General features: G+C 68.9%; 20 protein-coding genes. 8 read left to right on the top strand and 12 right to left on the bottom strand.

Going from position 1 to position 22321, the window contains the following annotated elements:
* Positions 1 to 69 precede the first annotated feature (69 nt).
* The 6 genes from Q0309_RS16610 to gap form a co-directional block, all read right to left on the bottom strand.
* Complete coding sequence (locus tag Q0309_RS16610) at positions 70 to 555, bottom strand: type II toxin-antitoxin system RatA family toxin (RefSeq protein ID WP_299443806.1); 486 nt, start codon at positions 553 to 555, stop codon at positions 70 to 72.
* A gap of 4 nt (positions 556 to 559) precedes the next feature.
* Complete coding sequence (gene lipA / locus Q0309_RS16605) at positions 560 to 1525, bottom strand: lipoyl synthase (RefSeq protein WP_299443803.1); 966 nt, start codon at positions 1523 to 1525, stop codon at positions 560 to 562.
* Between the two features lie 13 nt (positions 1526 to 1538).
* On the bottom strand, positions 1539 to 2942 hold the full coding sequence (gene lpdA, locus Q0309_RS16600; RefSeq protein ID WP_299443800.1) for a dihydrolipoyl dehydrogenase: 1404 nt from the start codon (positions 2940 to 2942) through the stop codon (positions 1539 to 1541).
* 88 nt (positions 2943 to 3030) lie between these two features.
* Positions 3031 to 4305, bottom strand: coding sequence for a D-amino acid dehydrogenase (locus tag Q0309_RS16595; protein ID WP_299443797.1), 1275 nt, complete (start codon positions 4303 to 4305; stop codon positions 3031 to 3033).
* 117 nt (positions 4306 to 4422) lie between these two features.
* A complete protein-coding gene (locus Q0309_RS16590; RefSeq protein WP_299443794.1) occupies positions 4423 to 5619 on the bottom strand; it encodes a phosphoglycerate kinase in 1197 nt (398 codons plus the stop codon).
* Positions 5620 to 5766: 147 nt separating this feature from the next.
* Entirely contained in the window at positions 5767 to 6774 is a 1008-nt protein-coding gene (gene gap / locus Q0309_RS16585) for a type I glyceraldehyde-3-phosphate dehydrogenase (protein ID WP_299443791.1), read from the bottom strand.
* A gap of 363 nt (positions 6775 to 7137) precedes the next feature.
* Here gap and pap point away from each other — a divergent pair, with 363 nt between their 5' ends.
* A complete protein-coding gene (gene pap / locus Q0309_RS16580; RefSeq protein WP_299443788.1) occupies positions 7138 to 8655 on the top strand; it encodes a polyphosphate:AMP phosphotransferase in 1518 nt (505 codons plus the stop codon).
* 107 nt (positions 8656 to 8762) lie between these two features.
* Positions 8763 to 9734, top strand: a complete 972-nt coding sequence (locus Q0309_RS16575; RefSeq protein ID WP_366940649.1) for a PHB depolymerase family esterase — start codon at positions 8763 to 8765, stop codon at positions 9732 to 9734.
* Here Q0309_RS16575 and map read toward each other — a convergent pair.
* Genes map through Q0309_RS16560 form a run of 3 tightly spaced genes read right to left on the bottom strand, consistent with a single transcriptional unit; the run spans position 9715 to position 12204 of the window.
* Positions 9715 to 10560 (bottom strand): type I methionyl aminopeptidase, encoded by an 846-nt coding sequence (gene map, locus Q0309_RS16570; protein WP_299443782.1) that lies wholly within the window; start codon positions 10558 to 10560, stop codon positions 9715 to 9717. The genes Q0309_RS16575 and map overlap by 20 nt on opposite strands.
* Complete coding sequence (gene sfsA / locus Q0309_RS16565) at positions 10557 to 11282, bottom strand: DNA/RNA nuclease SfsA (RefSeq protein ID WP_299443779.1); 726 nt, start codon at positions 11280 to 11282, stop codon at positions 10557 to 10559. Before sfsA ends, map begins: the two co-directional genes overlap by 4 nt.
* A 34-nt stretch (positions 11283 to 11316) precedes the next feature.
* The gene (locus tag Q0309_RS16560) at positions 11317 to 12204 is read right to left on the bottom strand and encodes a methyltransferase domain-containing protein (RefSeq protein WP_299443776.1); all 888 of its coding nucleotides are present in this window, start codon (positions 12202 to 12204) and stop codon (positions 11317 to 11319) included.
* 181 nt (positions 12205 to 12385) lie between these two features.
* On the opposite strand from Q0309_RS16560, the gene Q0309_RS16555 reads away from it, so the two are divergent.
* Positions 12386 to 13138 (top strand): ComF family protein, encoded by a 753-nt coding sequence (locus Q0309_RS16555; protein ID WP_299443772.1) that lies wholly within the window; start codon positions 12386 to 12388, stop codon positions 13136 to 13138.
* A 207-nt stretch (positions 13139 to 13345) separates the two neighbouring features.
* On the opposite strand, the gene Q0309_RS16550 is transcribed toward Q0309_RS16555, so the two are convergent.
* On the bottom strand, positions 13346 to 14260 hold the full coding sequence (locus Q0309_RS16550; protein WP_299443769.1) for a dihydrodipicolinate synthase family protein: 915 nt from the start codon (positions 14258 to 14260) through the stop codon (positions 13346 to 13348).
* A 192-nt stretch (positions 14261 to 14452) separates the two neighbouring features.
* Here Q0309_RS16550 and Q0309_RS16545 point away from each other — a divergent pair, with 192 nt between their 5' ends.
* Positions 14453 to 14746: a hypothetical protein gene (locus Q0309_RS16545; RefSeq protein ID WP_299443766.1), complete on the top strand. Its 294-nt coding sequence runs from the start codon at positions 14453 to 14455 to the stop codon at positions 14744 to 14746.
* 9 nt (positions 14747 to 14755) lie between these two features.
* Here Q0309_RS16545 and Q0309_RS16540 read toward each other — a convergent pair whose 3' ends face one another.
* Positions 14756 to 16273, bottom strand: a complete 1518-nt coding sequence (locus Q0309_RS16540; RefSeq protein WP_299443763.1) for a malonyl-CoA synthase — start codon at positions 16271 to 16273, stop codon at positions 14756 to 14758.
* 126 nt (positions 16274 to 16399) lie between these two features.
* Between Q0309_RS16540 and dgcN the strand changes: the two genes are divergently transcribed.
* The 4 genes from dgcN (at position 16400) to Q0309_RS16520 (ending at position 20307) form a co-directional block, all read left to right on the top strand.
* Positions 16400 to 17407 carry an N-acetyltransferase DgcN gene (dgcN, locus tag Q0309_RS16535; RefSeq protein ID WP_299443760.1) on the top strand — a complete coding sequence of 336 codons (1008 nt, stop codon included), beginning with the start codon at positions 16400 to 16402 and terminating at the stop codon, positions 17405 to 17407.
* Entirely contained in the window at positions 17400 to 18371 is a 972-nt protein-coding gene (gene dgcA / locus Q0309_RS16530; protein ID WP_299443757.1) for an N-acetyl-D-Glu racemase DgcA, read from the top strand. Before dgcN ends, dgcA begins: the two co-directional genes overlap by 8 nt.
* 107 nt (positions 18372 to 18478) lie before the next feature.
* Complete coding sequence (locus Q0309_RS16525; protein ID WP_299443754.1) at positions 18479 to 19180, top strand: hypothetical protein; 702 nt, start codon at positions 18479 to 18481, stop codon at positions 19178 to 19180.
* Positions 19181 to 19194: 14 nt separating this feature from the next.
* Positions 19195 to 20307 carry a hypothetical protein gene (locus Q0309_RS16520; RefSeq protein ID WP_299443751.1) on the top strand — a complete coding sequence of 371 codons (1113 nt, stop codon included), beginning with the start codon at positions 19195 to 19197 and terminating at the stop codon, positions 20305 to 20307.
* A gap of 106 nt (positions 20308 to 20413) precedes the next feature.
* Here the strand turns inward: Q0309_RS16520 and glgX are convergent, their stop codons facing one another.
* Entirely contained in the window at positions 20414 to 22315 is a 1902-nt protein-coding gene (glgX, locus tag Q0309_RS16515; protein WP_299443748.1) for a glycogen debranching protein GlgX, read from the bottom strand.
* Positions 22316 to 22321: the final 6 nt, after the last annotated feature.

The raw sequence follows: 22321 nt of genomic DNA, 5'->3' as shown, positions 1-22321 counted from the left end.
TCTGTTGCGACGCCCCCATCCCTGTTTAGTCGCGTCGCGGCGCCCTGTCGAGCCCTGCCGGCCGCCGTGTTACGGGGTCGAGGGGCTGGGCTGCGTCTTGTGATGCGTGACCGACGGTTCCGGGCGGTGCCCGTAGAGCTGTTCCGCCCGTTTGTCGAACGCGGCGACCATGCGGCGCACGGCCTCGTTGAACAAGCTTCCCATGATCCGTTGCAGGAAGGCCGAGCGGAACTCGAAATCGACATAGAAGTCGATGGTGCAGCCCTTTTCGGCGGGTTCGAAAATCCAGTGGTTGTTCAGATAGTGGAACGGCCCCTCGGTATAGGCGACGTCGATGCGTTCGCCGGACGTCAGGGTCACCCGAGACGTGAATCGCTCGCGGATCATCTTGAAGCCGACCACCAGGTCCGCATGAAAAACGTTCCCCTCCCGCTTCTTGATGCGCGAGGCAAGGCACCAGGGCAGGAACTGCGGGTAGCGTTCCACATCGGCCACAAGATCATACATCTCTTGCGGCGTGTACGGGACGAATCGCTTTTCGGCGTGTGTCGGCATGGGGTCAGGGTGTCCTCGACTGGTCCAGACGGGCGCGGCGCAGGGCCTCGAAATCACGGTCGGCGTGATAGGATGATCGGGTCAGCGGCGTCGCCGAGACCAGCAGGAACCCCTTGGCCCGGGCCGTGCGGGCGTGGGCCTCGAACTCCTCCGGCGTGACGTACCGGTCGACCGGGGCGTGCTTGCGGGTCGGCTGGAGATACTGGCCGATGGTCAGGAAATCCACGCCGGCGGAGCGCAGGTCGTCCATCACCTGCGCGACCTCCTCCGGGGTCTCGCCGAGCCCGAGCATGATGCCGGACTTGGTGAACAGCGTCGGCGTTCGCTCCTTGGCCCGCTGCAGCAGGCGCAAACTGGTGAAATACCGCGCGCCCGGGCGGATCGACGGATACAGGCGCGGGACCGTCTCAAGGTTGTGGTTGAACACCTCGGGCGGTGTCTCAAGAACGATCTCCAGGGCGCCTGATTTATCGCGGAAATCCGGCGTCAGGATTTCAACGGTCGTGGCCGGGGCCAGGGCGCGGATGGCGGCGGTGGTGCGTTGGAACTGGCGCGCGCCGCCGTCCGGCAGGTCGTCCCGGTCCACCGAGGTCACCACCACATGCGTCAACCCCATGGCGGCCACGGACTCGGCCAGGCGCTCGGGCTCGTCGGCATCGGGCGGCGCCGGGCGGCCGGTGCGGACGTTGCAGAAGGCGCAGGCCCGGGTGCAGGTGTCGCCCAGGATCATGAAGGACGCATGGCGGCGCTTCCAGCATTCGCCCAGGTTGGGGCAGGCGGCTTCCTCGCACACCGTCGCCAGCTTCTTGTCCCGCATCAGGCGGCGCACCTCGGCCGCCTCGCGCGAGGTCGGCGCCTTGGCGCGGATCCAGTCCGGCTTGCGGGGGGACTCCTGGTCGGGCCGATGGGCCTTTTCCGGGTGGCGCGGCCGGGGGGCGGGCGCCTCCGCGTCCGGGAGTGTCACGGTCACGTCATTCATGAAGTTAGAAATGGACGGCCCGTCCATAGGCGTCAAGGACGGACTCGTGCATCATCTCCGACAGGGTCGGATGCGGGAAGACGGTGTGCATCAGCTCGGCCTCGGTGGTTTCCAGCGTCATGGCCACCGCATACCCCTGGATCAGCTCCGTGACCTCGGCGCCGATCATGTGGGCGCCCAGCAGTTCGCCGGTGTCGGCGTCGAATACGGTCTTCACCAGGCCCTCGGAGTCGCCCAGGGCGATGGCCTTGCCGTTGCCGATGAAGGGAAAGCGGCCGACCCGCACCTCGTGGCCGGCCTCCTTGGCCTGCTCCTCGGTCAGGCCGACACTGGCGATCTGCGGGTGGCAGTAGGTGCAGGCCGGGATGCGCCGGGTGTCGAGCGGATGGACGCCCTCGACACCGGCAATGGCCTCGACGCAGGCCACGCCCTCGTGGCTGGCCTTGTGCGCCAGCCAGGGCGGCCCGGTCAGATCGCCGATGGCGTAGACGCCGGGCTCGGCCGTGCGGCACCAGTCGTCGGTCGTCACGTGGGTTCGGTCCACCTCGACCTTGGTGTTCTCCAGGCCGATGTCCTCGACGTTGCCGACGATGCCCACGGCGACGATCACCCGATCCACCGTGATCTGGCGGGTCTTGCCGTCCTTGCCCTCCAGGGTGCAGGTGACGGAGTCCTCGCCCTTCTCCAGGGCCGTGACCTGGGTGGACGTGTGCAGGGTCAGGCCCTGCTTCTCGAAGCTCTTGCGGGCGAACGTCGAGATCTCCGGGTCCTCGACCGGCAGGATCCGGTCCATCACCTCAACCACGGTGGTGTCGGCGCCCATCTCGTGGAAGAAGCTGGCGAACTCGATACCGATGGCGCCGGAGCCGATGACCAGGAGCGACTTCGGCATGGACGCGGGCACCATGGCCTCCTTGTAGGTCCAGACCAGTTTGCCGTCCGGTTCCATGCCGGGCAGGATACGGGCGCGCGCGCCGGTGGCCAGGATGATGTGTTCGGCGGTCAGGTCGGCGACCGGTTTGTCGTCCTTTGTGACCGACAGTTTTCCGCCGCCCTGCAGCCGGGCGTGGCCGTCGAAGACCGTCACCTTGTTCTTCTTCAGCAGGTGGGCGACGCCCTTGGAAAGCTGGCCAGCGACCGCGCGCGAACGCTTGACGACCTTATCGATGTCAAAGCGGACATTGTCGGCGGCCAGGCCCAAGTCGCTCGCATGGCGCATCATCCGGTAGCCGTCGGCGGTGCGCAGCAGGGCCTTGGTGGGGATGCAGCCCCAGTTGAGGCAGATTCCGCCCAGGTGCTCGCGTTCGACGACGGCGGTCTTCAGGCCGAGTTGGGCGGCGCGGATGGCGGCGACATAGCCGCCGGGGCCGCCGCCGACGACCACGATGTCAAAGGCGGTCTCGCTCAAGGGGGAGTCTCCGGGTGGGTGATGGGACGGCGGGCGACCCGCCTAACATTGTGCCGTAAGGCCCGCGCGTCCAGGGCAGGCGCCCCTGTCAGGCGCCCAAGAACCGTCCGGCGCCAAGGTCGGACACCTCGATGCCCGGCGCGCGGCCGGCGATCAGGTCGGCCGTGACCTGGGCCGAGCCGGCGGCCATGGCCCAGCCCATGGTGCCGTGCCCGGTGTTCAGCCACAAATTCTCGAAGCGGGGCGCCAGCCCCAGGATGGGCACGGAATCCGGCGTCGACGGCCGCAGCCCACACCAGGAGTTCGGGTCGTCGTAGTTGCCGCCGCGTGGAAACAGGGCCTGAGCCGTGCGCAGGGTCAGGGCAACGCGAGCCGGGTTGAGCGCCGTATTCCAGCCCTCCAGCGCCGCCGTGCCGGCACAGCGGAGCCGGTCGCCCAGGCGCGAGAACACCATGCGGTGCTCGTCATCGGTGAGGCTGACCTGCGGGGCGCGGTCGCCCTCCCGAACGTCCAGGGTGATGGAATACCCCTTGGCCGGATAGATCGGCAGGCGCAGACCAACCGTGCGGGCCAGCGGCCGCGAGAAGCTTCCCAGGGCCAGGACCACCGCGTCGGCCTCGATCGGGCCGGTGTCGGTCATGACGCCGGTCAGGCGGTGCCTGTTGACGGCACTGCGGAGCAGCCGCCGCACCCCGGTCCCGTACAGCATCCGCGCGCCGTGCCGGGCGGCGTCCTCGGCCATCAACTCGGTGAACCGCAGCGCGTCACCGCTTTCGTCGCCGGGGCTGAAGAACGCGCCGGCCAGGGAGGGGGCGGCGTCGGCCAAAGCCGGTTCGCGGTCCACGGCCTCGTCGATGCTGATGTGGTGGCGCTCCAGCCCGGCGGCGGTCATGATCTCGGCCGCCGCGCCGGCGGGGCGCAGGCTGTGCGGGTTACGGTAGACGTGCAGGATGCCGTCGGTGCGGGCGTCGTACCGGAGCCCCAGGTCGGACCGCAGCGACCGCAGGCGGTCGCGGCTGTACAGGGCGAGCCGGACCGCGCGTTCCATGTTGCGGGCATGGGCGCTGGACCGGCAGTTGAGCAGAAAGCGCGCGCCCCAGCCCCACAGGGCCGGGTCCAGCCGCAGCCAGCGGAACTGCAACGGCGCGTCGTCGCGGCCCAGCCAGCGGACGAGTTGCGGCAGCACATGCGGGCTGGCCCAGGGCTCGGCATGGCTGGCGGCGATCTGGCCGCCGTTGGCGAAACTGGTTTCGAGGCCGGGGCCGGGCTGGCGGTCGACCACCGTCACGGCGTGGCCGTCGCGCGCCAGCAGGCAGGCCGTGGTGGCGCCGATGACCCCGGCGCCGAGGACCAGCACCCTCACAAACCGTCTCCAGATCTTTTGGCAAGCGATTGAAAACAAAGGACCGGCCGTTCCGCCCCCTGCACGGGACTTTCGGGCCGGTCCAGGTGTTTGTCAAACCGCAAGGCCGGCCGCCGCTCAGTCCCGCAGCGCGGCCACGCCGGGCAGGGTCTTGCCTTCCAGCCACTCCAGGAAGGCGCCGCCGGCGGTGGAGACGTAGGAGAACTTGTCCCCGACACCGGCGTTGCTGAGCGCGGAGACGGTGTCGCCGCCGCCAGCCACGGTCAACAGCTTGCCCTCGGTGGTCAGTTTGGCGGCCTCCTGGGCGACCATGTTGGTCGCGGCGTCGAACGGCTTGATCTCGAACGCGCCCATCGGGCCGTTCCAGACCAGCGTCTTGCAGCCGGCCAGCTTGTCCACGACCATGCGGGCGGAGGCCGAGCCGACGTCCAGGATCATCTTGTCGGCCGGCACCGCCTTGATGTCGACGGTCTCGTTGGCCGCGCCTTCCTTGAACTCGCCGGCGACGACGGCGTCGACCGGCAGCACGATCTCGCAGCCCTCGGCCTTGGCCTTTTCCAGCACCGCGCGGGCGGTGTCGGCCATGTCCTTCTCGCACAGGCTGGATCCGATCTCGATGCCCTGGGCGAACAGGAACGTGTTGGCCATGCCGCCGCCGATGATCAGCATGTCGACCTTGGCCACCATGTTGCTGAGCAGGTCCAGCTTGGTCGAGACCTTGGCGCCGCCGACGATGGCGGCGACCGGCCGCGTCGGGTTTTCCAACGCCTTTCCAAGGGCCTCCAGTTCGGCCTGCATCAGGCGGCCGGCGGCCGACGGCAGAAGCTGGGCCAGGTATTCGGTCGAGGCGTGGGCGCGGTGCGCCGACGAAAAGGCGTCGTTGACGTAGATGTCGCCCAGCTCGGCCAACTGGCGGGCCAGATCCGGGTCGTTCTTTTCCTCGCCGGCGTGGAAGCGGACGTTCTCCAGCAGGGCGACATCGCCGGGTGCCAGGCCGTTGACCAGCGTTTCGGCGCCCGGGCCGATGCAGTCATCGGCGAAGGCGACCGGCACGCCGCCCAGGGCCTTGGACAGCGGCTCGACGATGGGGCGCAGCGACATCTCCGGCACGCGCTGTCCCTTGGGCCGGCCGAAGTGCGACATGACGACGACGCACGCGCCCTTGTCCATCAGGTCCTTGATGGTCTCGGCCGAGCGGTCGATGCGGGTGGTGTCGGTGACGACGCCGTCGCGGACGGGAACGTTCAGGTCGGCGCGCACCAGCACGCGCTTGCCGTTGACGTCCAGGTCGTCGATGGTCTTGAAATCGGGCATTTCGGGCATCTCCGAATCGGTGGGAGCGGGGCCGGCCGTGTCATGCTTCACACCATGGCCCACACGGGCACATCGCCACGCCGGGGGCCGGCGTGGCGACGGTGCAAGCGGTTCAGGCCGGCAACGATGGGCCGCGTCCCGGCTGGACTACAGGGTCTTGGCCATCGCGACGGCGGTGTCGAGCATCCGCGTCGAGAAGCCCCACTCGTTGTCGTACCAGCTCACCACGCGGGCGAAATTGCCGTCGATGACCTTCGTGCCCGTGGCATCGAAGACCGAACTGAAGCTGTTGTGGTTGAAGTCGCTGGAGACCAGCGGCGCCGTGTTGACGTCCAGCACACCTTTCAGCGCGCCCTTGGCGGCCTCGGTCATGGCGGCGTTGATGGCGTCGGCGTCGGTGCTCTTGCCCAGTTCGGCCTTCAGGTCCACCAGCGAGACGTTCGGGGTCGGCACGCGCAGGGCGACGCCGTCCAGCTTGCCCGACAGTTCCGGCAGCACCAAGCCCACGGCCTTGGCGGCGCCGGTGGAGGTCGGGATGATATTGTCGGCGGCGCCGCGCGCCCGGCGCAGGTCCTTGTGCAGGGTGTCGACGGTGCGCTGGTCGCCGGTGTAGCTGTGGATGGTGGTCATGAAGCCGCGCGTCAGGCCGAACGTGTCGTTCAGCACCTTGGCCACCGGGGCCAGGCAGTTGGTGGTGCACGACGCGTTGGAAACGACCATGTGCTCGCCGGACAGCTTGTCGTGGTTGACGCCGTAGACGACCGTCAGGTCGGCGCCGCCGGCCGGGGCGGAGACCAGCACGCGCTTGGCGCCGGCCGTCAGGTGCATGGCGGCCTTGTCACGGTCGGTGAAGATGCCGGTGCATTCCATGACGATGTCGATGCCGAGATCGCCCCAGGGCAGCTTCGTCGGATCGCGTTCGGACAGGACCTTGATCGGCTTGCCGCTGACGACGATCGAATCGTCGGTCGACGACACGTCCATCGGCAGGGTGCCGTGCACGGTATCGTACTTGAGCAGGTGGGCGTTGGCGGCCGGCGACCCCAGGTCGTTCACCGCCACCACCTCGACATCGGTCCGCCCGGTCTCGAGCAGCGCGCGGAGAACCAAGCGTCCAATGCGGCCGAAGCCGTTGATCGCGACACGAACAGCCATTCAGACTTCCTCCTCAGAACCAGGGACCATGAATATGGTCGTGACTTGTTGTCGATGGGAGGGAGACGCGGCGCACCCGAACCCTCGTCGGCGGTTTCGGCGCCGCCAACGGCATCGTTCTGTGCCGGGTGAGACGATCCGTCCTGCGCAGACGTACGGAATCGCTCGGGGGGGCCTGCCCTCCTGAGTGACGACACCCTAACAGACGGTCTCGCGTTTTCACACCCCCTTGGTCGGTTTCAAGGAAACCGTTCCGTCTGTGCGACGCGGCATGACAAGCCGCGTCGCCCGGCGCTAGGGTAGCAGGGCCGGCACTGGCGCCGCGGGTGGCGCGATCCAACCGGACGGGCAAGGGAGACGGGCATGTTCCGGACGGCTGAACTGGGGCGCAAGGTCAGCAAGGAGGATTTCGAGGCGCTGGAACCGGCGCTGCGCATCGAGATGCTGGAACTCCAACAGACCCTGCGGGCGGCGGACTTCCCGGTCATCCTGGTGTTCGCCGGGGTCGAGGGCGCCGGCAAGAGCGAAAGCATGAACCTGCTGAACGAGTGGTTGGACCCGCGCTGGATCGTCACGCGCGCCTACGGCCCGCCCTCGGACGAGGAACGGGAGCGTCCCGAGTACTGGCGCTTCTGGCGCGACCTGCCGCCGAAGGGACGGATCGGTCAGTTCCTGTCGTGCTGGTACTCGACTCCGTTCATGGACTTTGCCACCGGTGCCATCGACGAGGTGGTGTTCGACGAACGCATGAACCGGGTGATCGCGTTCGAAAAGACACTGGCGGACGATGGCGCGCTGATCCTCAAGTTCTGGATGCACCTGGGCAAGCAGGCACAGAAAAAGCGGCTGAAGGCGCTGGAGAAGGATCCGAACGAAAGCTGGCGGGTCACGGCCCAGGACTGGAAACACTGGGAGATGTACGATTCGTTCATTCACGCCGCCGAACGCCTGCTCGCGCGGACCTCGGTGGCCGAGGCGCGCTGGACCATCGTCGAGGGCCAGGACCACCGCTATCGCTCGCTGACGGTGCTTCAGGGGGTGCGCGACGCCCTGTCACGCCACCTAAAGGACCGAAAGGCGTTGGCGGAGGCGCGTGCACACACGGGGCCGGGGCCGGAGACCGGCCCCGATCGCGCCGCCGCCGACCCTGTCGTGACAGCCCGCTTGCCGACCGTGCTGGACACCCTGGACATGACCCAGGCGATCGCGAAGAAGGAGTACCGAACCAGCCTCGGCCGCCAGCAGGGCCGTCTGGCCATTTTGCAGCGCAAGGCGCGGGCGAAAGGCATTTCCACAGTGTTGGTGTTCGAGGGGTGGGACGCCGCCGGCAAGGGCGGCGCCATCCGCCGCCTGACCCGCGCGCTGGATGCCCGGCAGCTCCAGGTCATCCCGGTGGCCGCGCCGACGGACGAGGAAATGGCGCACCATTACCTCTGGCGGTTCTGGCGGCAACTCGGGCGGGCCGGGCGCGTGACCGTGTTTGACCGTTCCTGGTACGGCCGCGTTCTCGTGGAGCGGATCGAAGGCTTCGCCAGCGAGGAGGAATGCCGTCGCGCCTACGCCGAGATTCGCGACTTCGAGGAACAACTCGTCCAGCACGGCATGGTCCTGTGCAAATTCTGGCTGCACATCACCAAGGAGGAGCAACTGGCGCGGTTCCAGTCGCGCCAGGAAACCCCGTACAAGAGCTGGAAACTGACCGACGAAGACTGGCGCAACCGGGAAAAATGGGACGACTATGAACGGGCGGTCAACGAGATGGTCGAGCGCACCAGTACCCATATCGCCCCCTGGACCCTGGTGGAGGCCAACGACAAGCGACACGCCCGCGTCAAGGTGATCCAGACCGTGGCCGATGCCATGGAGAGGGTGGTGGGGTAGGCGTGCTGCTGGTTGGTTTCGCGACACACCGTCAGACCGATCATCGTTGATGTCATGGTGCAGTCTCTTGAAACGCTGGCAAGTTATTTGCACAGTCGAACCCATTCATGGTTGATGAAAGGGGCGGCGCCATGAGGCGGACGACGGGATTCGCGTTGCTGGGTGTTCTCTGTGTGCTGATCGGGCTAGGCGCGGCGCCTGTCCGGCCGGACTTGATCCGAGGGGCCCACGCACAAGATCTGACGGAGCACAGGCTGGTTCATGGTGGGATGGAGCGGCGCTATTTGCTGGATGTGCCTCGGAACGCCGTGCAAGGGGCGGGACGGGTGCCGCTGGTGCTGGTTCTGCACGGTGGCGGAGGAACGGCAGAGAGTGCGGCCCGCATGACCGGATTCGGTCGTCTGGCCCGTCGCGAGGGCTTCATCGTCGCCTATCCGGAGGGTACATCCCGCCGCGACCGCATGTTCACATGGAATGCCGGGCATTGCTGTGGGTACGCCATGCGACGGCGCATCGACGACATCGGGTTCCTCGGCGCGCTGATTGATCGACTGGTTCGCGACCAGGCCGTGGATCCGGATCGCGTCTATGTCACCGGCCTCTCGAACGGCGGCATGATGGCGCATTGGGCCGGCATCGGCCTGTCGGATCAAGTCGCGGCGATCGGGCCGGTCATCGCTGGTCTGTTCGGGGACGAGCCGAGGCCCTCGTCCGGCGTCTCGGCGATCATCATCAATGGCGCCCTGGACGAGTCCGTTCCGACCGAGGGTGGGCAGAGCGGTGGCCTGTTCGCCAAGGCCTGGGATGGAACACCCCTCAAGCCGGCGGCCTATCAGGGTGCATTCTGGGCCGCCGCCAATGGCTGCGATCCGGCAGCGCGGAATGAATCCGCGCCGCCCAAGGTTTCGATCTGGCGGCACGCCTGCCCGGCCGGCGTCGAGGTCGTGCGCGTCCTGGTTCTCGACAATGGCCACGCTTGGCCGGGCGGTCGACGCGGCAGCCGCGTGGGCGACGAACCCAGCCGCGCCCTGAACGCCACGGAAACGCTGTGGGCGTTCTTTAGCCGGCAGAGGCGGTGACGGGCGCGCGTGTCTCGGCTCCCTCATACGGCGGGCAGTGCCAGCCCTTCGGCGACAGCGTGAAAATCTCGCAGCCGGCCGCCGTCACGCCGATGGTGTGTTCGAACTGGGCCGACAGGGAGCGGTCCTTGGTCACGGCGGTCCAGCCGTCCGAGAGGACCTTGGTCTCGTACCGGCCGGCGTTGATCATCGGCTCGATGGTGAAAATCATGCCTTCTTGCAATTCCAGTCCTGTGCCGGGCCGGCCGAAGTGCATGACGCTGGGGGCCGTATGGAACACCCGGCCGAGACCGTGGCCGCAGAAGTCACGCACCACCGAGTACCGCTGCGCCTCGGCATAGGCTTGGATGGCGTGGCCGATGTCGCCCAGGGTGGCGCCCGGCTGGATGGCCTCGATCCCGCGCATCATGGCCTCGTAGGTCACCTCGCACAGGCGGCGGGCCTTCACGCCGACGTTGCCGACATAGAACATCCGGCTCGAATCGCCGTGCCAGCCGTTCAGGATCGGCGTGACGTCGATGTTGACGATGTCCCCGTCCTTGAGGGTCTTGGGTCCCGGAATGCCGTGACACACCACGTGATTGATCGAGGTGCAGATGCTCTTCGGGAACCCCTTGTAGTTCAGGGGGGCACTGACGGCGCCGTGGTCGGCGATGAACTCCGCGCACAGCCGGTCCAGCGACTCTGTCGTGACGCCGGGCTGGACGTAGGGCGTGATGAAATCCAGGGTTTCCGCAGCCAGGCGGCCGGCCCGTCGCATGGCGGCAAACGCCTCTGCGCCGTGCACCACGACCTGGGACTCGGAACGGGCGGCGGCTTCGATCATGACGGTGGAGGATCCAGATCAAGGGGGAGGGGGCCGGCCACAACGATCCGTTCGCATGTCACGGAGCAGGCGAGGCACACAACCTCGACCCCGAGCGACACGGCACGACCCAAAGCCTCAAAATAGGCCGGATCGATATCCCCTGCAATGCGGACGCGATCGCTATCGCCGCGCTGGACGAGAAAAACCATGACCGCCCTGTGGCCGGCGGCGGCCATGTCGATGAGTTCCTCCAGGTGCTTGGCGCCCCGGCCGGTCACGGCGTCCGGGAACTCGGCCGGTCCGGGGACGGCCGGATCCCGCTTCATGTGGACGTTCTTGACCTCGACATAGCAACTGGAACGATCGGGGGCCTGCAACAGCAGGTCGATACGGCTGTTGCGGCCGTACTTCACCTCGCGGCGCACGCTGTCATAGCCCGAGAGCGCGGGAACGGCCCCGGCCGCCACGGCCTCGGCGACGATGGCGTTCGGCCGATGCGTGTTGATCCCCACCAGGTGATCGCCGACGCGGACCAGTTCCCACGTGTACTTGAGCTTGCGGTTGGGATTGTCGGCGCGGGACAGCCAGACCTCGGCGCCGGGCGGCTGCACCGACAGCATCGACCCCGAGTTCGGACAATGGGCCGTGACCGTGGTGCCGTCGTCCAGGGTCACGTCGGCCATGAATCGCTTGTAGCGTTTGACAAGGGTGCCCCGGAGCAGCGGTGTCGGGAGATCCATCGTGGTGGCCGCGCCTCTCGTCTCGGTGTCGTGATCAATGCAGGGTGTCGGGGCCGGTCAGGGCATCGCTCAGGTTGGCGCGACCGCTGCCGGGGGGCAAAGGCTTCGGCTGGCTGGGGTCCGGTGCCCAGGCGGTCAGGGTGATGACCTCGAACGTGGCCGGAGCCCGGCCGTCGGCGCTGGCGTGCCGGTCCAGATAGAGTTCGGCCGCCCGCATCAGGACATCGCGGCGCCCCAGGCCCTTGCGGCGCATGAGCACGGCATTGCTCTCGCCCATGCCGCGCAGGTCCTGGAACAGCCGCAGCGGGCTCTCGTAGCGGACCGTGATCAAATCCGCGTCCACCGTCGGCAGGGCGAAGCCGGCCCGCGACAACAGGTTTCCCACGTCCCGAACGTCGGCCAGCGGCGAGGTGCGGGGCGACAGGCCGCCGGTGATCTCGATCTCGGCATCGGCCAGACAGGTGCGCAACTCGCTCAGGGTCGCTCCACCCAGCAGACTGGCCAGGAACAGGCCGTCCGGCCGCAGCGCCTGCCGCGCCTGGACCAAAGCGCCGGGCAGGTCGTTCACCCAGTGCAGGGACAGGTTGCTCAGGATCGCGTCCAGGGATCCCGGGGCGACGGGAAGCGCCTCTTCGTCGCAGGCCAGCACCGGGCCGCCGTGCGTGGCGGCGGCGCGTCGGACCATGGCTGGCGCCAGATCGGCCTGGATCAGGGTTTCGATTCCCCCTCGCCCGTCTAGGGCGCTGGCCACCTCGCCGCCATGGCAGCCCAGATCGAGCGCCACCGGAAACGTCCGGGCGATGTCGTCAAGACGCTCCACCAGCCGGTCGGCTGTCTCGCGGATCAGGAAGTCGAAGCCGTCCCAACCGGCGGCGGCACGCTCGCGTCGCTGTCGGACGAGGCGACGGTCGAAAACGGTCATGCTGTCAGGGGCCGAATCGCTCATGCATCTGACTATGACCCGACACGATGGCGATGTTAAGACGCCCCGCACGGCGAGACGGGCCGACAGGGTTTCCATTGCGGGCCGGACGGCCCGGACGCATCATTTGGTCATGCCGTCGCCGCACCACAGCCTCGCGCGGACCTTGGGTCGTTCTGTTATGGACCAGTTGGCCCGTCCCGCGCTCGACCTGATCCTGCCGCCGCGCTGCCTGCGCTGCGGCGAGGTCGTGGCCGGCGACGGTGCGTTGTGTGTCGCCTGTTTCCGCGAGGCGACGTTCATCACCCCGCCCCTGTGCCACCGCTGCGGCGTGCCGTTCGGCGGTGACTGGGCCGAGCCGGTGGCCGAGGAGGCCGCCGGCCTGCTGTGCGCGGCCTGTGCCCGGCGTCCGCCGCCGTGGCACCGGGCGCGGGCGGCGCTGATCTACGACGACGGCGCGCGGCCGCTGCTGCTGGCGTTCAAGCATGGTGACCGCACGGACGCCGCTGGCGCGCTGGGCGGATGGATGGCGCGGGCGGGCGCGTCGTTGCTCGAGTCGGCCGACCTGATCATACCGGTTCCCCTGCACCGGACGCGCCTGTGGCGCCGGCGCTTCAACCAGTCGGCCCTGCTGGCGGCGGCGGTGGCGCGCCGCGCCCGGCGCCCCTGGGCGGCGCGCCTCCTGATCCGGGCCAAGGCGACCCCAACCCAGGGTGGCCTTGGCGCGGCCGGGCGGGTCGAGAACGTCCGCGGGGCGTTCCGCCTGCTGCGGCCGGAGCGTGTGGCGGGGCGGCGAATCCTGCTGGTCGACGACGTGCTGACCACCGGGGCGACCCTGGCGGAGGGCGCACGCGTGTTGCGGAACGGGGGCGCGGCGGCGGTGGATGTGTTGACGTTGGCGCGCGTGATGCGGGAAAATGGCGAGTCCGTATAGCATGGATTTTTGTGCCATGCGTTTTTTGCATCGCAATAACGATTTTTGTTGCCTTTTCTGCATGGCTCCGATTAAGTGGCCCCACCACGCAAGTGGGATCAGGGAGGACCGTCCGACGGCGCGACGACAGCACAAAAAAACGCGCCGCGCGAACAGACCGCCGCGAGGGGACCCTCGCGGCGGTTTTTCGCATCAGGGACCACCCCTTTACTCAACGGATGCGTCCACCCCCAGGGTGGAAAGCTGGTCGGCCAAAGCGCGTCCCATACCCTCATCGAACGGCAGCAACGGCGGGCGCGGGCGGCGCCACGCCCCGTCCGCGCGCGCCATGGCCAGCACGGCCTTCAGCGCCGGGATGAGGGGATGGCCGGAGAACACCGCGCGGACGGCGGCGGCGCGTTGCTGCAGGGCCTCGGCGTCCGGACCTTCCCAGCCAGCCAAGAGGGCGGCAATCCCGGCCGCGTTGACGTTGGCGGTCGCCGTGATGCAGCCGGGCGCGCCGAGGCGCAAGGCGTCCAGCAGGCGCGCTTCCGATCCGGGGAAGACGCCAAATCCGGGGAAGCGCTCCAGCAGGGCGCGGGTGTTGTCCCAGGATCCGGAACTGTCCTTGAGCCCCACTGCGGTTTCCGGATACGCGGTGATCAGCCGCCCGATCACCGCCAGGGGAATCGGGATCTGACTGAGTTGCGGGAAATGATAGAGGTAGATCCGCAGCCGCGCGTCCCCCACCTGTTGAATCACGGCGTCGAACGCGGCGAACAGACCATCGTCCGAGACGCCCTTGTAGTAGAACGGCGGCAGCATCAGGACACCGCCACAACCGGCCTCGACCGCCGCCCGCGTCAGCCGGACCGTGTCCGGGATGGCGCAGGTCCCGGTACCCGGCATGAGGCGGTCGGCGGGAATGCCGGCCTCGATGAGGTGGCCGAGCAGGTCGATCTTCTCGTCCAGGCCAAGGCTGTTGGCCTCGGAGGTGGTGCCGAACACCGCCAGCCCATCGGCGCCGTGCGCCAGCAGCCACCGGCAATGGCCGATGAAGCGCGGCACGTCGACCGACAGGTCGTCGAGGAACGGGGTCAAAACGGGCACATACAGCCCACGGGCTGGGGCGGGACCGGTCATGAGGATGTCCGTGTCGACAGTGGGAATTGGGATGCGCACCCTGGAGCGCTGTGCACGCCAAGTCCAGCGCCAAGAGAAGAGGAGCGGCAAGCGATGAACGGGGTCGGGCGGATGGGCTTCGTTGGGGCAGCGATGCTTCTCGGGGCGTGCGCGCCCGCACCGCCGTACGCACATCAGCCCACGCCGGGCACCATGACGCCACCGGCCGCGCGGGTGGAGGGATCGACCGGCCGAGCCTCCGGCGCCTGCGGGCGGCTACTGGCGACGCGGGACTATCAGGCGCGGCTGCGCGATCTGATCGCGGCGATCGAGGCGGATGGCGTCACCGACGCCGAACGCACCGACCTGATGCGAGCCTACAGCCGCCTGCACGCCGCCGAGGCCGAAGCGGCCCAGGCCGGGGCGGACGTGGCATCGGCGCGCTATCGCCTGGAGGCCTTGACCGGCGGCGCGATCAAGGCCTCCGAATTGCCAGCGTGTGAGTAGGCACGAGCGTCACCCCCCGAATACCCCCGCGTGTTCCTCCCGCAACTGGGCCTTCTGCACCTTGCCCATGGTGTTGCGCGGCAGTTCGGGCACAAAGAACACCCGCTTCGGCGTCTTGTAGTTGGCGAGGTGGTCCTTGCAGTGGGCGATCACGACGGCCTCGTCGGGCGCGCCGTCGCCCGCCGGCACCACCACGGCCACCACGCCCTCGCCGAAGTCCGGATGCGGCACGCCGATCACCGCGCTCTCCACCACGCCGGGCAGGTCGTCGATCACCGATTCGACCTCTTTCGGATAGACGTTGTAGCCGCCGGAGATCACCAGATCCTTGGCGCGGCCGACGATGAACAGATAGTCCCGGTCGTCGATCCGCCCAACGTCGCCGGTGCGGAACCAGCCGTCGGCGGTGAATTCCTCTGCGGTCTTCTCCGGCAGCTTCCAGTAGCCCTTCATGATGTTGGGGCCGCGCACCTGGATGCCGCCGATCTCGTCCGTGCCCAACGGCCGGTCCTGCTCGTCGGCAATACGCACCTCGACCTGCGGGAACGGAAAGCCCACCGAGCCCGGCCGGCGCTCGCCGTCATAGGGGTTGCCGGTCAACATGCCGGTCTCGGTCATGCCGTAGCGTTCCAGGATGGCGTGCCCGGTGCGCGCCTGGAATGCCTCGTGCGTTTCCGCCAGCAGCGGCGCCGAGCCGGCCGTGAACAGCCGCATGGAGGCGCAGGCCGCGCGGTTGAAATCCGTGCCGCCCAGCAGGCGGGTGTAGAACGTCGGCACGCCCATGAAGGTCGTCGCCCGGGGTAGCAGGCTCACCACCTGCTCGCGGGTGAATCCGGGCAGCCAGATCATCGACGCGCCCGCCAGCAGCACGCAGTGGCAGGCCACGAACAACCCATGCGCGTGGAAGATGGGCAGGGCGTGCAACAGCACGTCGTCCGCCGTGAAGCGCCAGCTGTCCACCAGGTCCAGGCCGTTGGCGGCGAGGTTGCGGTGGGTGAGCATGGCGCCCTTGGGCTTGCCGGTCGTGCCGCTGGTGTAGAGCATGGCGGCCAGATCGTCGGCCGCGCAGTCCACCACCGGGAACGCCGCCGGTGCGGTCGCGGCGGCGTCGGCCAGGCTGCCCGACCCGTCCGTCCCCAGGGTCAGCACATGGGGGCTGCCGTGTTTTGCGGCGATATCGCGCACGGTGGCCTCGTCGTCCGGCCGGCAGACCACCGCCGCCGGCTCGGCGTTGCCGACCAGATAGTCCACCTCGTCCGGCCGATACGCCGTGTTCATGGGCAGGAACACGAACCCCGCCCGCAGGCAGGCCAGATACAGGATCAGGGCCTCCGGCGACTTGTCCACCTGCACCGCCACCCGATCTCCCTTGGTCACACCCCGATCCGACAGGGCCCTGGCCATGCGCGCGGCCAGGGCCTCGGCGTCGGCATAGGTGACCGTCGTGCCGTCCTCGGTCTCCAGCAGGGGCTTGGATCGGTCGGCGGGAAAGCGGGACTCGAGCAGGGCATACAGGGAGTCGGTCATGATGGGTCTCTCGGGCGGGGATCACAGGGGCGGAGCCCAGCGTTATACACAGCCCCTTTCGCCGGAGCAAAAGGGCGCATACGTTCCGGGGCATCTCTGTCCCGATCATGCGCGGGGTCCGTTTCCATGCACCTGAGCCAACCCTATCTCCTGTTCCTGGGCGACGCCCCGGATCATCTGGCCGCCAAGACGGCGCGCGGCATTCATCACTGGCGGCCGGACATCTGCGTCGGCCAGCTTCGCCTGCCGGGCTGCGAGACGACCCTGGGCCTGCCCGACATGACGGTCGAGGAGGCGGCGGCGCACGGCGCGGCGACCCTGGTGGTGGGCGTGGCCAACCGGGGTGGCGTCATCGGCGAGACGTGGCGTTCGGTGTTCCGCGAGGCGCTGGAGAACGGCCTGGACATCGCGGCTGGTCTCCACCAGCGTCTGAACGATATCCCGGAGCTTGTTGAACTGGCGCAGGATTACGGCCGTGCCCTGCATGACGTGCGGCACCCGACCGAGGCCTTCCCCGTGGCCCATGGCGTTCCCCGCCCCGGCAAGCGCGTGCTGGCAGTCGGCACCGACTGCTCCGTCGGCAAGATGTACGCCATGCTGGCCATGGAACGGACCATGAAGGCGCGCGGGCTGAAGGTCGACTTCCGCGCCACCGGCCAGACCGGCATTCTCATCGCTGGCGGCGGCGTGAGCGTGGATGCCGTGGTGGCCGATTTCATTTCCGGCGCGACCGAGGTTCTGTGCCCCGGCAACGACCATGATCACTACGACCTGGTCGAGGGGCAGGGCAGCCTGTTTCATGCGTCTTACGCGGGGGTTTCGCTGGGCCTTCTGCACGGCGCGCAGCCCCAGTATCTGGTGCTGTGCCACGAGCCGGGCCGGGCGCACATGCGCGGCCTTCCCGGGTTCCCGTTGCCCGACCTGGAGGACTGCGTGGATCTGAACCTCAGGTGCGCGCGGTTGGTGAGTCCTGACGCGCGGTTCATCGGCGCCTGCTTCAACACCTCGGCGCTGGACGACGACGCGGCCCGGCGGGTCATGCACGACGCTGGCGAGCGCCTGGGGATGCCGGTGGTCGATCCGGTACGCGGCGGGGTTGAGCCGCTGGTGGACCGGTTGCTGGCCGATGGCTGAGGTCCGGGTTGATGTCGAACGCTGGCCCATCGCCGGCGGCTTCACCATCTCGCGCGGCACGCGGACGGAGGCGGTGGTGGTGGTGGCCACCATCACCGACGCTGGCCTGTCCGGACGCGGCGAAGGCGTGCCCTACGCCCGGTACGGGGAAACGCCCGAGTCGGTGGTCCAGGCCATCCGGGACTGGACACCGGGGCTGGACCGGCAGGCGTTACGCGCGCAGATGCCGGCTGGCGCGGCCCGCAACGCACTGGACGCCGCTCTGTGGGACCTGGAAGCGAAGCGGTCCGGCCGGCGCGCCTGGGAGATCGCCGGCGTGCCCGCGCCGCCGGCCCGCATGGTCACGGCGGAGACGATTTCCATCGCCGCGCCGGACGTGATGGCCGAAAAGGCCCGTGCGCTGGCCGACCGTCCACTTCTGAAGATCAAGGTCGGGGACGACGATCCGCTGTCACGCATCGCCGCCGTGCGGTCCGGCGCGCCGGAGGCGGACTTGATCGTCGATGCCAACGAGGCGTGGTCCCTCGATCAACTCCGCGCCATCCTGCCCGACCTGGAGTCGTTGCGGGTCCGCCTGCTGGAACAGCCGCTGCCGGCTGAGCTGGACGGCGCTCTGGCAGGTTTGGAGACGCCCGTCACTCTGTGCGCCGACGAGAGCGCGCACGTGACCCCTGATGTGGCCCGGCTGGCCGAATTGTATGGCGCGGTCAACGTCAAGCTCGACAAGGCGGGGGGGCTGACCGAGGCGCTGGACATGGCGGCGGCGGCGCGAGCGCGCGGTCTGGGCCTGATGGTCGGGTGCATGGTGGGCACGTCTCTGGCCATGGCGCCAGCCGCCGTGGTCGCGGCCACGGCCGATGTGGTGGACCTGGACGGGCCGGTGCTGCTGAGCCGCGACCGCGAGCCCGGCATTGCCTACGACCACGGCCACATGGGTCCGCCGCCGGTAGGGTTGTGGGGCTGAGGCGGCGCGATGACGGCATCGAGAACCGGGATCCGCCGTCTTGATTTTTACCAACAATTAAACATATGTTTGCGTGGTTGTTGGCATAAACACGGTCGATCCCAGCCATGTTCGAGCCCGTTCCGATAGCCTTCGCAAGACACCAGGAACTCCTCCAGACCGGCGTGCAGGCGGTGGAGGGGGCGTCCGCGCGCGTGGCGCGCGAGAGGGCAACACCCACAGCAAACGAAGGCGCCAACCGGCCGGCGGCCCGGGCCGCGGCGGGGCCGAATCCGTCCGGCGTGGTGTTCATTGGCCAGGCGCCGTCGTTGTCGACCGGCGTGCTCGGGGTCCTTGGTGACCTCGACGAAACCCTTCTTGGTGGTGACACGACGATCACGAGTTTTGTCGGCTTGGCGTCCGAGGCCGAGACAGATGGTGTTGGGGCGGTCGCCGGCCCGGCGGAGGGACCCAGCACGGGCGGGGGCGGGCAGCCGACCGAATCGGATGATCTGACGCCAGAGGAATCGGCGGAGGTCCGCCGGTTGCAGGCTCTCGACAGTAGCGCCCGCCAGCAGGCGGGCCGGGCCGGCGTGGGCGAGACGGTGGTCATGCGCTATGAGATCGGGCCGGACGGCGGGCTGTATGCCGTAGAGGCTCGGGTCCAGTCCGGCCTGGAGACGGCCGGCCTGGCCGAGCAGGGGCCGCAGGGGGCGCCCGTTGAGGGCGGCGGGGCCACCGTACCGGAGGACACCAATCCCTTTGCCCTCGCCGCCGCCGCGTACAGCGCGGCCAATGGCCTGACGCAGCGATTCGGCATCCTCGCCTGAGGCCGGTCAGTCGGGTGGATCACAAAGCCTCGTCGCCCGTCCTTTACGCCGCCGTGACGCCGCACGGCTACGGCCATCTGGCCATGACCGGGGCCGTGCTGGGCGCCTTGACGGCGCGGCGCCCGGATGTGTCCGTGGTGCTGGAAACGACCCTGCCGGAACCCATCGTCCGCGCGCGGGTGCCGGGGCCGTTGACCGTGGTGGCCGAGACCGAGGATTTCGGCTTGTCGATGATCGACTCGACGCGCATCGATGTCGAGGCCAGCGCCGCGCGGTATCGCGCCCTGCATGACGACTGGGACGCGGTGGTGGCGCGCGCGGCGGCGCGGATGGCCGCGCACGCGCCCGATCTGGTGCTGTCAAATGCCGGATACATCGCCCTGGCGGCGGCGGCGCGGCTTGGGGTTCCGTCCGTCGTGCTGGCGCCGCTGACGTGGTTGCACATCTACCGGCACTACTTCGCCGACCGACCGGAGGCGCCGGGGATCCTGGCGGCCATGGAGGCGGCGTACGGGAGTGCTCGGGCCGTCCTGGTGCCGGACGCGGCCATGCCCATGGACGATCTGCCGAATCGGATCGGCATCGGTCCGGTGGGCGTGCCCGGGCGGGCGCGGCGGGAGGAGGTGTGCCGCGCGCTCGGTCTGGACGAGGGCGCGCGGTTGGCCCTGGTCACCTTCGGCGGCGTGAATTCGGGGCTGGACCTTGCGGCGTGGCCGCGTGGCACCGGCTGGCACTGGCTCACGCGCGGGGGCGTGGCGGCGGATCATCCCGACGCGATCGACATGGACCGGGTGCCGGCGTTGCCGTTTTCCGATATCCTCGCGTCGGTGGACGCCGTGGTCACCAAGCTGGGCTACGGCATGACGACGGAGTGCGGATTCGCGGGCGTGCCCACGCTCTACCTGCCGCGCGGCGACGACTGGCCCGAGGAACCGCACCTGCGCGCGTGGCTGGAAGGGTACGCCCCGTTGCGCGCCGTCGATGCGGCGCGGCTGCGCGCGGGCGACATTGTCGACGATCTGGAGGCGCTGCTGCGCCAGCCGCCACCCGGCCCACCGGCCCGGCCCACGGGGACGGAGGAGGGGGCGGCCATCGTGGCGGGGATGTTTTTTGGCCTGAAAGGGTAGGACAGGGTAGGGTGCGTTCGACCGCCTCGCAGAGGCGGGCAACGCACCGGCTGACAATTCGATGGTGCGCTGCACCTTCGATGCGAGCGCACTCTACAAGAAACGATCATCGCCTCGGCGCCAGGAACATCAGCGGCCCGGGCGTGTCGGCCTCGCCCCACAGGACTCCCAGGGATTCGCGGTCGCGCGCCCAGTCGTCGCTGGTCTGGCGCGGCACGCCGACGCCGTCCAGCCATGTCACGTCGCGCTCGCCTGTGTCCGGATCGACGGCGCCGGTGAAGAACGCGGTGCGCCGCACCGCCGGGGTGGCCTTGCGCCAAGCGATCATGTCGCGCACGAAATCGCGGAACGCCCAATCGGCGTTCTCCCAGTCCAGCCAGGTCAGCTCATTGTCCTGGCTGTAGGCATTATTGTTGCCGCGCTGGGTGTGGCCGATCTCGTCACCGGCCAGGATCATCGGCACACCCAGCGCCGTCAGCAGCGCGGTCATCAGCCCGTGCCGCCGTTCGTCACGGTTGGCGACGATGGCGGGGTCGTCGGTTTCGCCCTCGACGCCGCCGTTCCAGGACAGGTTTTGGGTCGTGCCGTCGCGGTTGTGCTCGCCGTTGGCCTCGTTGTGCTTCTCGTTGTAGGTGACGAGATCGCGCAGGGTAAACCCGTCGTGGGCGGTGATGAAGTTGACGCTGGCCTGGGGCGGACGGCCGGACGGCTCGAACAGGTGGCTGGTGCCGGCCAGGGCGCTGGCCAGGCCGCCGGGGTCGCCGGTGCCGGCGAAGAACGACCGCACGGCGTCGCGGAAGCTGTCGTTCCACTCCGCCCACGGCGCCGGGAATCGGCCGCTGTTGTGCCCGCCCTCGCCAAGGTCCCACGGCTCGGCGATCAGCTTGACCTCGGACAGCACCGGATCCTGGGCGATGGCCGCCAGGAACGGCCCGGTCGGATCAAACGGCCCATGATGGCGGGCCAGCGTCGCGGCTAGGTCAAAGCGGAAGCCGTCCACGCCCATGTCCGTCACCCAATGGCGCAGGCTGTCCATCACCAGCCGCAGGCACAACGGGTCCTCCAGGCGCAGGGTGTTGCCGCAGCCACCATCGTTGACATAGCGCCGGCCGCCGTCGCGGGTGCGGTAGAAGGTCCGGTTGCCCAGCCCGCGCAGGCTCAGCGTCTGGCCCAACTCGTCGCTTTCAGCCGAGTGGTTGTAGACCACGTCCAGGATCACCTCGATCCCGGCGTCATGCAGGGCGGCGACCATGGCGCGGAAGTCGTCCGGCGTGCCGTAGCGCGGGTCGGGGGCCAGGAAGGCATATGGGTTGTAGCCCCAGGAGTTGGACAGGCCCAGCGGCGGCAGATGGCGCTCGTCCGAGAACGCGAACACGGGCAGCAGTTCCAGCGCCGTGATGCCCAAATCCGTCAAGTGGCCGATGATGGCCGGATGCGCCACACCCCGGAACGTGCCGCGATCCGCCTCGGGGACCTCCGGGTGGCGCATGGTCAGGCCCTTGACGTGCGCCTCGTACAGGATGGTGTCGGCCCAGGGGGTGCGGGGTCCCGGCGGCGGCGGCTTGGCCGGCTTGCGGGCCACCGCCCGGGGCATGAACGGCGCGCTGTCGCGGTCATCGAAGGTCAGGTCGGCGTCCGGCCCGCCGCGCGTGAAACCGAACGTGGCGTCGTCCGGGCTCACCCGCCCGACGATCTCCCGCGCCCAGGGGTCCACCAACAGCTTGTGCGGATTGTGGCGGTGGCCGTGGGCAGGGTCGTAGGGGCCATGCACGCGCAGCCCGTACACCTGCCCCTCCTTCAGGCCGCGCAACAGGCCATGCCAGATGCCGCGCGGGTCGCGGGCGGGCAGGGAAACCCGGGCCGTTTCCGGCCCATCCGGTCCATCGAACAGGCACACCTCGACGGCGGTCGCGTCGGGCGCCGGAACGGCGACATTGAGCCCGCCTCTCAAAACGGTCACACCCAGCGGATCGGGCCGCCCCGCTTCGACCTTCGTCCGGCGCGCCATCCGGCT

This window comes from uncultured Rhodospira sp. (assembly GCF_937138205.1).
In the GTDB taxonomy this organism is placed as follows: domain Bacteria; phylum Pseudomonadota; class Alphaproteobacteria; order Rhodospirillales; family Rhodospirillaceae; genus Rhodospira.
The sequence above is the reverse complement of the archived record's forward strand: the minus strand, read 5'-3'. Positions and strand labels throughout refer to the sequence as shown.

Bases quoted from the DNA above. Each gene is read 5' to 3' on its own strand.
- Q0309_RS16590 (WP_299443794.1), bottom strand. From the start codon at position 5,619: ATGCCCGATTTCAAGACCATCGACGACCTGGACGTCAACGGCAAGCGC.
- dgcN (WP_299443760.1), top strand. From the start codon at position 16,400: ATGCACCTGAGCCAACCCTATCTCCTGTTCCTGGGCGACGCCCCGGAT.
- gap (WP_299443791.1), bottom strand. From the start codon at position 6,774: ATGGCTGTTCGTGTCGCGATCAACGGCTTCGGCCGCATTGGACGCTTG.
- map (WP_299443782.1), bottom strand. From the start codon at position 10,560: ATGATCGAAGCCGCCGCCCGTTCCGAGTCCCAGGTCGTGGTGCACGGC.
- Q0309_RS16575 (WP_366940649.1), top strand. From the start codon at position 8,763: ATGGTTGATGAAAGGGGCGGCGCCATGAGGCGGACGACGGGATTCGCG.
- Q0309_RS16545 (WP_299443766.1), top strand. From the start codon at position 14,453: ATGACGCCACCGGCCGCGCGGGTGGAGGGATCGACCGGCCGAGCCTCC.
- Q0309_RS16540 (WP_299443763.1), bottom strand. From the start codon at position 16,273: ATGACCGACTCCCTGTATGCCCTGCTCGAGTCCCGCTTTCCCGCCGAC.
- glgX (WP_299443748.1), bottom strand. From the start codon at position 22,315: ATGGCGCGCCGGACGAAGGTCGAAGCGGGGCGGCCCGATCCGCTGGGT.
- sfsA (WP_299443779.1), bottom strand. From the start codon at position 11,282: ATGGATCTCCCGACACCGCTGCTCCGGGGCACCCTTGTCAAACGCTAC.
- dgcA (WP_299443757.1), top strand. From the start codon at position 17,400: ATGGCTGAGGTCCGGGTTGATGTCGAACGCTGGCCCATCGCCGGCGGC.
- Q0309_RS16555 (WP_299443772.1), top strand. From the start codon at position 12,386: ATGGACCAGTTGGCCCGTCCCGCGCTCGACCTGATCCTGCCGCCGCGC.
- Q0309_RS16560 (WP_299443776.1), bottom strand. From the start codon at position 12,204: ATGACCGTTTTCGACCGTCGCCTCGTCCGACAGCGACGCGAGCGTGCC.
- pap (WP_299443788.1), top strand. From the start codon at position 7,138: ATGTTCCGGACGGCTGAACTGGGGCGCAAGGTCAGCAAGGAGGATTTC.
- Q0309_RS16525 (WP_299443754.1), top strand. From the start codon at position 18,479: ATGTTCGAGCCCGTTCCGATAGCCTTCGCAAGACACCAGGAACTCCTC.
- Q0309_RS16610 (WP_299443806.1), bottom strand. From the start codon at position 555: ATGCCGACACACGCCGAAAAGCGATTCGTCCCGTACACGCCGCAAGAG.
- Q0309_RS16550 (WP_299443769.1), bottom strand. From the start codon at position 14,260: ATGACCGGTCCCGCCCCAGCCCGTGGGCTGTATGTGCCCGTTTTGACC.